The organism is Cloacibacterium sp., assembly GCF_047601505.1.
In the GTDB taxonomy this organism is placed as follows: Bacteria; Bacteroidota; Bacteroidia; order Flavobacteriales; family Weeksellaceae; genus Cloacibacterium.
In genome coordinates this window covers 2828570-2842292 of record NZ_JASGJD010000001.1, presented here as the reverse complement: position 1 = coordinate 2842292, position 13723 = coordinate 2828570, and the positions used below count along the sequence as shown (strand labels likewise).

General features: G+C 33.8%; 8 protein-coding genes. 7 read left to right on the top strand and 1 reads right to left on the bottom strand.

The genetic code is table 11. The annotated features are described in order from the left end of the window. Positions 1 to 264: 264 nt before the first annotated feature. From QM746_RS12915 to QM746_RS12885, 7 genes are all read left to right on the top strand, one after another. Entirely contained in the window at positions 265 to 3372 is a 3108-nt protein-coding gene (locus QM746_RS12915; RefSeq protein ID WP_414984607.1) for a carboxypeptidase regulatory-like domain-containing protein, read from the top strand. 217 nt (positions 3373 to 3589) lie between these two features. Next, the gene (locus QM746_RS12910; protein WP_414984606.1) at positions 3590 to 4336 is read left to right on the top strand and encodes a glycerophosphodiester phosphodiesterase family protein; all 747 of its coding nucleotides are present in this window, start codon (positions 3590 to 3592) and stop codon (positions 4334 to 4336) included. Between the two features lie 185 nt (positions 4337 to 4521). Further along, a complete protein-coding gene (locus tag QM746_RS12905; RefSeq protein WP_414984605.1) occupies positions 4522 to 5028 on the top strand; it encodes a GNAT family N-acetyltransferase in 507 nt (168 codons plus the stop codon). Between the two features lie 104 nt (positions 5029 to 5132). Next, positions 5133 to 5594 (top strand): transcriptional regulator, encoded by a 462-nt coding sequence (locus QM746_RS12900; RefSeq protein ID WP_414984604.1) that lies wholly within the window; start codon positions 5133 to 5135, stop codon positions 5592 to 5594. Positions 5595 to 5611: 17 nt separating this feature from the next. Further along, on the top strand, positions 5612 to 6796 hold the full coding sequence (locus tag QM746_RS12895; RefSeq protein ID WP_414984603.1) for an efflux RND transporter periplasmic adaptor subunit: 1185 nt from the start codon (positions 5612 to 5614) through the stop codon (positions 6794 to 6796). Then, a complete protein-coding gene (locus QM746_RS12890; RefSeq protein WP_414984602.1) occupies positions 6796 to 9939 on the top strand; it encodes an efflux RND transporter permease subunit in 3144 nt (1047 codons plus the stop codon). The genes QM746_RS12895 and QM746_RS12890 overlap by 1 nt, the downstream gene beginning before the upstream one ends. 18 nt (positions 9940 to 9957) lie before the next feature. After that, the gene (locus QM746_RS12885; RefSeq protein WP_414984601.1) at positions 9958 to 11373 is read left to right on the top strand and encodes an efflux transporter outer membrane subunit; all 1416 of its coding nucleotides are present in this window, start codon (positions 9958 to 9960) and stop codon (positions 11371 to 11373) included. Positions 11374 to 12401: 1028 nt separating this feature from the next. Here the strand turns inward: QM746_RS12885 and QM746_RS12880 are convergent. After that, a complete protein-coding gene (locus QM746_RS12880) occupies positions 12402 to 13529 on the bottom strand; it encodes an NAD(P)-dependent alcohol dehydrogenase (RefSeq protein ID WP_414984600.1) in 1128 nt (375 codons plus the stop codon). Between the last annotated feature and the right edge of the window lie 194 nt (positions 13530 to 13723).

Here is a 13723-nt window from a genome sequence, read left to right as displayed (position 1 = left end):
TCACGAAGCTACCACATAAAAAGCACCTGTTCTTTTTTATTTATGATAATCCTAAGCTATAAAAATCACTATAAAATAACGGTAATCATTATTATGAGAAAGTTAAAACCTGTTAATATGCTTAACGTGTTGATTTTCTTGTTGATAAATTTAAGTTTTACAATCTATTAACAATTGGTTTTCAATTAATTGAAAAAATGTTAAAAGTTTCTTAAACACTTTGGCTTTAATCCGGAGATACATTTGCACAGCTAATTTGATAACATGAAAAAAGTAAAAATTCTATTAGGTGTTTTAGCATTGAGTATAGGAACTCTGGCGTATGCGCAGACTACTCAGGCTTCAATTACCGGGAAAGTGACAGGTGCCGGAAAGACGGCGCAAGAAAAGGTGAAGGTTACCATCATTAACGAATCTACAGGGTTTAGGTCTGAAACGGAAACCAACTCTAAAGGAGAGTATATTTTTAAAGAAATTCCTTTGGGTGGCCCTTATACGGTAATTGTAAATGAAGACAAAAAACAAGGCTATAATGTAAACTTCGGGGATCAGGTTACCGTAAATATGTCTTTAGATAAATCTGAAGAAAAGAATATTGAGGAAGTAGTAATTACCGGAAACCTTAAAAATAAAATAGGAAATCTGGGTGCTGCTACTGCTATTACTGCAAAAAATATCGGGATATTGCCAGTGAATGGTAGAAACTTTACCAGCCTTACAGAATTGTCTCCGCTGAGTGGTAAAAATGGTAATTTATCTGGACAATTGGGCTCTTCTACCAACTTTACCATTGATGGGATGACGGCAAAAAACCCTACTTCTGCGGGCTCTACTACCAGCCGAAGCGGTGCGCCTTTTTCTATTTCTATAGAAGCAGTAAGAGAATTTAAAATTACCACCAATCAATATGATGTAACGCTTGGAAGAAGTGGTGGAGGTACCGTAAGTGCGGTTACCAAGTCTGGAACCAATACTTTCTCTGGAAGCGCTTGGGAATATTTAAGAACCAACTGGCTTTCTAGCCCTTACGATATTAGAGGGAATAAAAGAACCAACGATTTCTCTACTTCGCAGTTTGGGTTTTCATTAGGAGGGCCAATTATTAAGAATAAGTTGCACTTTTTTGCTGCTTGGGACCATCAATTAGATTCTAGACCATTAATTATTGCTGATGTTAAAACACCAGCAGACGAATTGAGATTAAATATTAACAATGCTACTTTAAATAAATTCTTAGATATTGCCAGAACTAAATACGGTGTTGGTAATACGCCTCAGTTCGGGACTTTCGATAAAGTAAGAAATTCGGATGCTGCATTTTTGCGTTTAGACTGGCAGATTAATCCTAAGCACTTGTTGACTTTAAGAAATAACTTTACGTTTGATAATAATAAAAATGGCTTAGGAGATAACACGGCAATTAATTTCTTTGAATCTTACGGAAATGATAAGAATTTAGATAACAGTTTGCTATTAACGTTGAGGTCTAATCTTAAGCCTAATGTTACCAATGAGTTGAAAGCTCAATATCTATACACTTATCAAGACAGTTACCAAAACGATGAATTGGGACATGCCGTACCCAGAGCCATTGTAGAAAATATCCTTACGCCTATTGATGGAGTGAACAAAGCTACCAATATTCAGATTGGTGGTCATCGTTTTGCACAAGAGAGCTTTAAGAATAATGTTTTTCAGATTGTAGATAATTTATATTACAATACGGATAAGATTAAATATACTTTCGGGGCAGATTTAATGTACACGCATGCAAAATCAATCTATGGAAGTGAGGTAAATGGAAGATTCCACTTTAGAGAAGCTTCTACTAATCCTGATAATTTGTATAATTTCAACAACCTTATCGCATACAGATTCTATAGAGAAGTTCCATTGATGGAAGACCCTTCTGTGAAATCTAACATCTGGAATGTAGGCGTGTATGGACAAATGCAAACCAAAATTGCAAAAGGTTTAGATTTGATGGCGGGTATTAGATTAGATTACGGCGGTTATCCAAAAGCAGAGTTTAATCAAAAACTATTTGATGAAATGGGCATTAGAACAGATAATCAGATTAAATCGTTTATCATTCAGCCGAGATTCCAATTTGACTGGAACATCAACGAAGGGAATAAAGATTTCTTAAAATTTGGAGCAGGTATTTTCTCTTCGGATATTAACAATTATATGGTAATCAATAATTTGGTTTTTGATGGGAAACATTTGGCAACGGTAGATGTTAATCCTTCTCAGATTGGTTTAACTCCAGACTTTAACAGTTATAGAAACAATTATAGTACAGTTCCTACTTTGGCTCAGTATCAGTTGCCAACGATTAACTATACAGGTAAAGACGCAAAAATTCCAATAGTATATAAAGCAAATATCTCTTATACACACTTCTTTAACGAGAAATTTAGAGCTGGGATTGCAGGTTATATGGCTTTAGGAAGAAATAATTATTTCTATTATGACAGAAATATGGTAGCAAATCCTTATTTCACATTAGATAACGAAGGTGGAAGAGGGGTGTACGTTCCGGCTTCTTCTATTGCTGCTAATGGTACTATGAACTGGAAAAACGGTAGAATCAATCAGAATTTTGGTAGAGTATTAGAATTGGTGAGTGATGGTAAAGTAAATCAGTTTTCGTTTGTAGTAGATGCTAGTTACCGTTATTGGAAAGATGGAGAAATTACCGCAAGTTATACTTGGTCTGATATTAAAGATAATACTTCTTACAATGGTAACGTAGCGAATTCTGCAACTTTATCTACTTTGGTAGAAAGCGACCCAAGAAATCTGAAAATGTCTTATTCGGACAATCAGTTTAGAAACAAAGTGGTATTGTATGGTAACTCTCCTACCATTGCTGGGTTTACTATTGGGGTTAGATATTCTGGTATTGGAGGTACTCGTTTCTCTTTAACCAGTGGAGGTAACGTAAACGGAGATTTTGTAGATACTAATGATTTGGCTTATATTTTCCCTAATCTTACTCAAACGTTAATAGATAATCCTGCGGTAGGACAAGCACTAAAAGATTATATAAACGATTATAACAATAAAATTGCTGAAAGAAATGCCGGTAAAAATGGTTTCTATGGAGTTTGGGATGTTCGTATTGCTAAAAAACTGAAAATGCAGAAGATAGGAGCTTTTGAACTATCGGTAGATATTTTCAATTTTGCCAATTTACTGAACAAAGAATGGGGCGTTAATAAATCTTACGGTTCTATGGCATTGTACAGAATTACAGGTTTTGATGCTGCTACTAATCAATTAAAATACAGTTTGAATACCAGTGGTTTAGCACCAATGAATGGCAATCCTTATCAAATTCAGATAGGAGCGAAGTATTCTTTCTAAATAGAAAATGTGAAAGGGTGAGTGGTGAGTTTGAAAAATTCAAAATTGACCATTCACCATTCACTATTCATTATAAAATAAGTACCTTTATCACAAAAGTTGAAAAACTTTAGTTTAATAACCTGTTGTGTATTCGGAAAAATAAATATAAGGTATTGATAACCTTAGTGTTAAAAAAAAAGAAATACACAATAAGTTTAAATATTCAATTTATATTATGAAAAACTTTATCTTAGGGTTGGCAGTTTTAAGCTCAGTTGTAATGAATGCACAAACCCAAATTATTGCTCACAGAGGTTTTTGGCAAACCCAACCTACTACTACAGAAAACTCTTTGAAGTCTTTAGAAAATGCTCAGAAACTAAAATTATATGGTTCTGAATTTGATGTAAGAATGACCAAAGACGGCGTTTTGGTAATAAACCACGACGAACATCATGGTAAAATGGAAATCTCTGAAACAGATTTTAAAGAATTAGAAACTTTGAAATTATCAAACGGTGAGAATTTCCCTACCTTGAAAGAGTATTTAAAACAAGGCAAAAAAGACAAATCTGTAAAATTGATTGTTGAAATAAAGCCAGATAAAACCAAAGAAAAAGAAGACGAATTAACGGCTAAAACCATCAAAATGATTAATGAAATGAAGCTAGAATCTCAATGCGAATTCATTTCTTTTAGTTTGAATATTTGTAAAGAAATTAAAAAATTAGCACCTACTTTCAAAGTGCAGTATCTAAGAGGAGAATTATCTCCAGAGCAAGTAAAAGCCGAAGGTTTGGATGGTTTAGATTATCATTACAGTGTTTTTCTTAAAAATCCTACTTGGATTGCTGAAGCTAAAAATCTTGGTTTGGTTACCAATGTTTGGACGGTAAATGATGAGGAAGTTTTCAAACAACTTTCAGAAATGGGAGTAGATTTTGTTACTACCAATATTCCGGATGTTTTATCTAAAAAGTAAAAGGTAAAAAAGCTTTTTTTTGAATTGTAAAATTCAAATTGAGGATAAGAAATAGAATGTATCAAATTAGACAAACTAAAGTCTGGTTTGGTACATTTTGTTTTTTCAACTATTTTATTTTGAAGAGAAGATTTTCTGTTTCTAAATCTCATTCTTTATATTTGCTCTACTTAAAATCTATAAAATTGGAACATTTTCTAAGAAAAGCATTGCCTTCTGAAGCTGAAATCATCTGGAATATCCTTCAACAAGCCATCGAAAGACGCCGAAAAGATGGCAGCAGACAATGGCAAGATGGTTACCCAAATTTGGAAGTGGTAAAAATGGATATTAGTTCAGGGAAAGGTTATATCTTAGAACGAGAAGGTAAAATTGCAGCTTATGCGGCTTTGGTTTTTAATGACGAACCTGCTTATGATGAAATTGAAGGAAATTGGTTAACCAACGGTGATTTTTTGGTCATTCATCGTGTTGCAGTTTCAGATGATTTTTTAGGAAAAGGAATTGCGGTTTCGCTTTTCAAAGTATTAGAAGATTTTGCTAAAGAACATCAAGTTTTCAGTATTAAAGTAGATACTAATTTTGATAATTTAGCAATGCTTCATATTTTAGAAAAGTTAAATTATCAGTATTGTGGCGAAGTGTATTTCCGTGGTGGCGCCAGAAAAGCCTTCGAAAAAGTGCTTTCATAAACTTTTTCTCCTTTTTGGGTAAACTATTATTGATAAATTCTATCTATTTTGGTTCGCTTAGTTCCGAACTAATTTATTAAATTTGCTGTTCGAAACATAGTATTTTGAAAAGTAAACTTAATTTAGACGCCGAAATTTATCAGGAACTAATAGATTTCTATGGTGGTGTATTTTCTCTTACGCCACTTTCTGCAAAGATATATGCCTATTTGGCTTTTGATTTTGAAAAAAACGGACTTGCATTTGACGAGTTGGTAGAGACTTTTTGTGCCAGCAAAAGTTCTATTTCGGCAAGTATTAATTTCTTATTGAATGCTAATTTGATAAAAACCGTTAATAAAATTGATGAAAGAAAGAGATATTTTGTCTTTAATGATGATTTTGTAAAATTTAGATTTGAAGAAATTGTAAATAGATTGAAACGAGAGATAAAAATTTTAGACCAATTAAATAACTATAGAGAATCTCAGTTAGAAAGCTCTCAATTATCCGAAAGATATTCTATTTACAGAAGCCTTTTAGAAAAAAATATAGAAAATATAGAAAATACTTTAAATAAATTATAAATCAGAAAAAATTAGATATGAAAAATAGATTATTAATGATTTTGTTTTCATCGCTTGCAGTTTTGTCTTGTAAGAAAGGAGATGAGAAAAAAGATGGTCCAAAACCTTATCCAGTAGTTGCTGTAGAGACCAAAAATGTGACAGGTTATGATGAATATCCTGCTGCAATTAGAGGTATTGTAAACAATGACGTAAGAGCAAAAATACAAGGGTATATTACTCAGGTTTTGGTAGATGAAGGGCAATATGTAACCGCAGGACAACCTCTTTTTAGGTTAGAAACCAACACGCTAAGCGAAACTGCGGATGCGGCTAAGTCTGGTGTTTCTGCTGCTCAAGCTAATGTGCAAGCTTCAAGAGCTGCCGTTTCTGCTGCGCAAGTTGAGGTAAATAAATTGAAACCTTTGGTAGAGAAAAATATTATTAGCAATGTACAGCTTCAGACTGCTGTTGCTAATTTAGCGAGAGCTCAGGCTCAGCTTTCTCAGGCAGTGGCTTCTCAGCAACAAGCAAGTGCAAGTTATAAATCTGCAAAAGCCAGCGTAGATTATTCCATCATCAGAGCGCCTATTTCTGGTGTTGTGGGGAAATTACCACTTAAAGTAGGAAGTTTGGTAGGCCCAAGTGATGCTACTGCGCTTACTACAATTTCGGATACTCGTTCGGTATATGCTTATTTTTCTATGAATGAAAAAGAATATTTAAACTTTTTAGAAAAATCTGTTGGCGCTACGGTACCAGAAAAAATTAGAAATTTACCTTTAGTTGAATTAAAATTAGCTAACGGAAGTCTATATCCCGAAAAAGGAAAAATTGAAGTAACTACTGGTCAGATAGATGCAGCTACAGGAACAATTCAGTTTAGAGTAGGTTTTTCTAATCCTACAAAATTGTTGAGTAACGGAAATAGCGGAACTATTAGATTTCCTAAATTTTATAATGATGCTATTGTAGTTCCAGAAACTGCAACTTACGAACAACAAGGGATTGTTTATTTGTTTAAAGTAGAAAAAGATACTGCTAAAAATTCGGTAATTGAAGTTCAAGACCGTGTAAACAATATGGTAGTAGTGAAATCTGGAATTAACAAAGGTGAAAAAATTATTGCAGCAGGAATTGGTGGTTTAAAACCAGGAACTGCCGTTATTTCAAAACCTGTGAAATTTGACGAAATTGTTAATGCTGTAAAACCGATTTTCTAATGATTAAACATTTTATACACAGACCGGTTTTATCTACGGTAATTTCTATTATTATTGTAATTCTCGGTGTTTTGGGGTTGGTTACTTTGCCTGTTACCCAATATCCGGATATTGCACCGCCTACCGTAAGTGTTACTGCTAATTATACTGGTGCAAATGCCGAAACGGTAATGAAAAGTGTGGTAGTGCCACTAGAAGAACAGATAAACGGGGTAGAAGGGATGAGCTATATTACTTCTTCTGCGGGTAATGACGGTTCTGCTACTATTCAAATTTTCTTTAACCAAGGAGTAAATCCTGATATTGCAGCGGTAAACGTACAAAATAGAGTTGCCAGAGCTACACCGCTTCTTCCGAGTGAAGTTACGCGTTCTGGGGTGGTTACACAGAAGCAACAAACCAGTGCGTTGATGTATCTTTCTTTTTATTCTGAAAATAAAAAATTAGATGATGTTTTTCTTCAAAATTATTTGAATATCAATGTTATTCCTAATATTAAAAGGATAAATGGTGTTGGAGACGCTACTGTGATGGGTGGTAAGAATTATTCGATGAGAATATGGTTAGATCCTGCAAAATTAGCTGCTTACGGACTTAACCCTTCAGATGTTACCAATGCAATTAGTGAGCAAAGCCGTGAAGCTGCTGCGGGTTCTCTAGGGCAAAATAGTGGTAGTTCTTTCGAATATATTATTAAATACGTTGGTAAATTTAATACAAAAGAACAATACGATGATATCATTATAAAATCTCTCGGCAACGGGCAGAATTTGATGTTGAAAGATGTAGCAAAAGTGGAGCTTTCGGCGCAATCTTATACTGGTTTTGCACAAAATGGAGATAATCCAGCGGTAAGTATGGGGATTTTCCAAACGCCCGGCTCTAATGCTCAGGATATTATCAATAATATAAAAACTTATTTGAAATCTTCGGAAAAAGATTTTCCAGATGGAGTTCATTATATGTTCAATTTTGATACCAATGAATTTCTAGATGCTTCAATCGAGAAAGTGGTTCACACGCTATTCGAAGCATTTATTTTGGTGTTTATTGTGGTGTATATTTTCTTGCAAGATTTCCGTTCTACATTAATTCCGGCAATTGCGGTTCCAGTTTCTATTGTAGGAGCGTTTTTCTTCTTGAATTTATTAGGATATTCTTTGAATTTATTAACGCTTTTTGCTTTGGTTTTAGCGATTGGTATTGTGGTAGATGATGCCATAGTCGTCGTGGAGGCGGTGCACGCCAAGATGGAACACGGTATTAGTGATGTGAAAAAAGCAACCGTAGAAGCAATGCACGAAATTACTGGTGCTATTATTTCTATTACTTTGGTAATGGCGGCTGTATTTATTCCAGTAACTTTTATACAAGGGCCAACGGGAGTTTTTTATAAGCAATTCGGGATTACTTTAATTGTATCGATTTTAATTTCTGCAATTAATGCATTGACTTTAAGTCCTGTTCTTTGTTCATTGTTCTTAAAACCAGCTCATCATGATAAAGAATACGAAGAAAAATCTTCAATGGGAAAATTCTTCCATAGATTTAATGCTGCTTTTAAAGCTTCTACAGATAGATACGGAAGAGCGTTTGTGTTCTTAATTCGTCATAAATGGGTTACTTTAGTTATTTTTGGATTTACCATTGTTTTGCTTTGGTGGAGTTCGGGCACCATGAAAAAAGGTTTTGTTCCTAATGAAGACCGAGGTATTATTTTCACCAATGTAGAATTGCCTGCGGGAGCTTCCATGGAAAGAACTTATAATGCTTTGAAGGAAATTCAGAATAAAGCACTTAAGATTCCTGGAATTAAAAATGTTACCATTTCTACAGGTAGAGGTTTCTTATCGGGTACTGGTAGTAATTATGGTTTGGCGTTTATACGTTTGGAGCCGTTTGAAGAAAGAACTGGCGACGATCAAAATATTGAAACAATTACTAAGAAACTTTTTGGTGTAGCGGCTACAGTTCCAGATGCTAAAGTGGTGTTTTTTCAACCGCCTTCTGTTCCTGGTTTTGGTAGTAGTGCTGGTTTTGAGGCTGTTCTTTTGGATAAATCTGGTGGAGAGTATGCAGATTTAGATAAAGTAACGCAGCAATTTATTGGTAAATTAATGGAAAGACCAGAAATTGAGTTTGCTCAAACGTCTTTCAATACAAAATATCCTCAATATCAAATGGATATTAACGTTGCTGTGGCGAAGAGTGCTGGAGTTTCGGTTTCTGATATTCTTACTACCATGCAAGGTTATATTGGAGGTATTTATACAGCAGATTTTACCAAATATGGAAAACAGTTTAGAGTGATGGTTCAGGCATTGCCAGAAGCTAGAACTAATGCGGAAAGTCTCAATAGCCTTTTTGTGAGAACAAGCTCTGGAGCAATGGCGCCTATTTCTCAGTTTGTAACATTAGAAAAAGCTTATGGACCTCAATCTGTAAGTAGATATAATTTATTTACTTCCGTTAAAATTACAGGTTCTAATGCTGCGGGTTATAGTACAGGTGATGCGATAACAGCGGTGCAAGAAGTTGCTGCAGAAACGCTTAATCAAAACTATGATGTAGAATTTACAGGATTGTCTCGTGAAGAATTGGCTTCTGGTTCGCAGACGTTAATTATATTCATGTTGAGTTTAATCTTTGTGTATTTTATTTTAGCTGCACAATATGAAAGTTACATTTTGCCTTTAGTAGTCGTTATTTCTCTTCCTTTAGGGGTAATGGGAGCTTATTTAGGTCAAAAATTATCTGGATTAGAAAATAACATTTACTTCCAGATTGCATTAATTATGTTGGTAGGCTTATTGGCTAAAAATGCAATTTTGATTGTAGAATTTGCGGTACAAAGACGTCATCACGGCGAAACCATTGTAATGTCTGCAATCAACGCAGCAAAAGCAAGGTTGAGACCAATTTTAATGACTTCGTTTGCGTTTATTTTTGGTTTGCTTCCTCTAATTTTTGCAACGGGAATTGGTGCTGTTGGTAACCGTTCTATTGCAACAGGTGCTGCGATTGGATTATTTATTGGTACTTTCTTAGGATTAATTGTAATACCAGTTTTGTATGTGATTTTCCAATGGCTTCAAGAAAAAGTGAAACATGTGCAACATATTGAAGTTAATTTGGCAGAATAATTTTAAAAAAGTAAAAAAATGATTATAAAAACATCATATAAACGTATTGTTTTCTTGTTATTAACTGCGGTTTTGGTGAGTTCTTGTAAAATAAGACAAGATTATGAAAGACCAAAAGATTTGGTAGAAGACAAGCTCTACAGAACAGATATGTTGCCAAAAGATAGTGTGAGTGTGGCGCAAGTTTCTTGGAAAGAAATTTTTACAGATGCTGTATTGCAAAAACACATTTCTAAGGCATTAGAAAATAATTTAGATATTAGAATTGCTTTGCAGAATATCAACTCTGCGGAAGCTTATCTTAAACAGTCTAAAGCTGCTGTTTACGAGCCTACACTTTCTGCAGGGCCTGGTTATACATTCAGTACTTCTTCTCTTAATACTCAAATGGGACAATTAATTGGTGAAAGAAGATATGTTAATCAGCTAGATATTACAGCGAGTCTCGGTTGGGAAGCTGATATTTGGGGAAAATTGAAAAGTCAAAAAAAGGCTCAATTGGCATCTTATTTAGGTTCTGTTTCGGCTCATCAAGCAGTTAAAAGCAGTTTGGTAGCATCTATTGCAACGGCTTATTATCAATTGCTTTCGTTGGACGAACAAAAGAATATTATTAAAAATACAATTGAAGTAAGAAAGAAAAATCTGGAAACTACAAAAGCTTTGAAAGATGCAGGAACGGTAACAGAAGTGGCGGTGAAACAAAGTGAAGCTTTGGTTTACAATGCAGAAGCTTCTTTAATTAGTCTTGATATTCAAATTCAAACTGTAGAAAATGCAATTTCTTTATTAATGGGAGAGCCTTCTCATCAAATTGAAAGAACAACTTTGGCTGCTCAAAATTTAAATTTAAAAACAGATTTGGGGTATCCAGTTTCACTTTTAGCAAACAGACCAGATGTAAAACAAGCTGAATTTAGTTTGATGAATGCTTTAGAATTGACTAATTCTGCAAAAGCACAGTTTTACCCTACTTTTAATATTACAGGAAATGCAGGTTTGCAATCTGTAGATATAGAACATCTTTTTAATGGAAACTCTCTTTTTGCATCTGTAGTTGCAGGTCTCACTCAGCCAATTTTGAATAAAAGGCAAATAAGAACTAATTATGAAGTAAGTCTTGCTAATAAAGAGAAAGCTTATCTTAGTTTTAGAAAAACAATTCTTACGGCAGGAAACGAGGTTTCTGATGCTCTGAAAACATATTCTTCTCAAGACCAATTTATCGCTTTGAAAAAGAAAGAAGTAGATGCTTACAAAAAATCTGTAGATTTTTCTCAAGAATTGGTAAATTATGGTATGGCAAATTATTTAGAAGTATTGAACGCTAGTGTTAACCAACTTAACGCTGAGATTAATATTGCTAATGCAGAATATGCAAAATTACAATCTGGGGTAGAATTATATAGGGCTTTAGGTGGTGGTTGGAGGTAAATTTTATAAATACCCTTATTTTTTATGGGGTATTTGATATTATTTTTATTTTTTATATTAATTTAATGTTAATTTTAGGGGGTGTGTCTCTAAAAAACTTGCATATTTAGTAAAAAGTGCCATATCTTTGCCTCGGGTAATAAACAATAATTGGTTATTGAAATCAAAAACGATGGATAATTGCTTATACTCAGAGATGTGATTTTTGACGAAATAGTTTTTATTTTTTTAGAAAAGGTTATCAGGTAAATATTTCTTTAAATTTTTACTTTTTAGATGAACTTAGGATACAGATATTGCTTTGGTAATTTTGTTATCTCATTTTGCTCATATTTAGTTCTTCTAATTTTTGTAAAAGTTTTGTGATTTTAACATTGTTGCAACTTTTTATTTGCCTGTATTAGCTTTTTCATCATTTTGAGATTTTTTTAGGCTTTTCTTAAATATTTTATGCAGAATAAAGAAGATTATTTTTCTTCCCATTTATTTTAGCAGTGAAGTTTGGTTGACTTCGGAAATTTTTTATTCTGTTTGAGAAGCTTTTTTTATAAGTCATGATTGCTGAATGTATGTAGTAGTAATTATCATCGTTTTGTTTTCAATTTTAATTAAAAACAAAATCTAAACTTAGAAATAAGTTTACCAAAAAAGTATAAAATTTAGGATTAATATGTAAAAAGCCTTTTAGGAAATTATTTCCAGGAAGGCTTTTTCGCGTTTTGTTATAAAGATAATTTTTGTAATTGAATTTATTAAGTAGATCAGTAACAAAAGTTGGTGACTCCGCAAAAAGTTTGGTCAATCTGAATTGAAAAAAATTGGCTTTCTTACTGTTGTGTGCTCTGGATTTGGTGTCGTCTATAGCGATGATTTCGTCAGAAATTAATTTGGCTTCTTTTAAAAATCAACATTATTTTATGATAATGTCTCTCCCTATAATCCACATCCGTTCCTGTCTGCTCTACAAAAGCATCCACCGGAAATACATTGAAAAATGTGTTGGCGTTTTCAATCATCTTTGCCTCTGTTTAGTTCAATGTTTTCATATCAATTACGTACCTGAATTTTACTTTACCATCAATGACTTTCTGATAAGCTTCGTCCACTGCTTTTCCATTTGCTGGTATAATTTCCACTTCGGGATAAATGTTGTTGGCTACGGAATAATCTATCATTTCCTGCGTTTCAGGAATACCACCAATCATCGAACCATAAATCTTTCTGTGAGATACTCCTATTAATGAAACCACATTTAGTATCGGACGGTTTTCTGAGGCAGGTACACCAACAATGGCGAGTTCTCCATCTTTTTTCAACATTCTTACATACAGCATCGGGTCATATTTTGTTGGAATGGTGCTAATAATAAAACTGAATTGATTATTCAATCCTTTCAATTCATCTGCATTATTCACGTTTATATATTTTACTGCTCCTAAACGTTGAGCATCTGCTCTTTTATCTTCATTAATATCAAAAATGGTAACATTTGCTCCAATCTTTACAAGATACTGAACTGCCATATGTCCTAATCCACCAAAGCCTGCAACAGCGACATTATCTCCTTTTTTTACTTTAGAAAAACGAATAGGAGAATAAGTTGTGATACCAGCACACAATAAAGGAGCTACTTTTTTCATATCAGCATTTTTTTGAATTTTGATGGCATGATTGGCAGAAATTACATAATTATTTGCATATCCACCTTGGGTAATTTCGTTATTGTGATATTGGTCTTTTGAAGCATAAGTTCCTACCATTCTTTTTTCACAAAATTGTTCTTCCCCATTTTTGCAAGGGTCGCATTCGCCACATGAGTTGACAATACAGCCAATTCCTGCATAATCTCCTACTTTAAATTTGGTGACATTTTTCCCAATTTTAGTAACACGACCTGCAATTTCGTGACCTGGAACAATTGGATACTCTGTATTTCCCCATTCGCTTTTTGCCGTGTGAATATCACTGTGACAAATACCCGAATATAATATTTCTATTAATATATCATTATCTCCGATGGCGTGACGTGAAAACTCATAAGGTTTAAATGCCACTTCTTTAGAAAACATCGCCAAGCCTTTTGAGGGAATGCGGTTATTTTGTGCGAAACTGGTCATCTCAATTAGAATAAGGACAACGGTAAATAATTTATTCATAATTCATTTTTTTTAATACGATTTATTGTTCAACTTATCCAATTCCATTTTCTGTTGTCGTTTACCTAACCAAACACTAATGCCTAACCAAACAGCCGAAAGTGGAATAGCAAGCACAGCAATACCTGTAGTAGCAAGCTCTAAAGCTGTTAAACCAGTGTACACCCAACTTTGGACTTGGTTACCTTCACGAT

What these genes read in the sequence shown, in the direction of transcription:
- QM746_RS12890 (WP_414984602.1), top strand. Translation starts at nt 6,796, where the DNA reads ATGATTAAACATTTTATACACAGACCGGTTTTATCTACGGTAATTTCT.
- QM746_RS12895 (WP_414984603.1), top strand. Translation starts at nt 5,612, where the DNA reads ATGAAAAATAGATTATTAATGATTTTGTTTTCATCGCTTGCAGTTTTG.
- QM746_RS12880 (WP_414984600.1), bottom strand. Translation starts at nt 13,529, where the DNA reads ATGAATAAATTATTTACCGTTGTCCTTATTCTAATTGAGATGACCAGT.
- QM746_RS12915 (WP_414984607.1), top strand. Translation starts at nt 265, where the DNA reads ATGAAAAAAGTAAAAATTCTATTAGGTGTTTTAGCATTGAGTATAGGA.
- QM746_RS12885 (WP_414984601.1), top strand. Translation starts at nt 9,958, where the DNA reads ATGATTATAAAAACATCATATAAACGTATTGTTTTCTTGTTATTAACT.
- QM746_RS12910 (WP_414984606.1), top strand. Translation starts at nt 3,590, where the DNA reads ATGAAAAACTTTATCTTAGGGTTGGCAGTTTTAAGCTCAGTTGTAATG.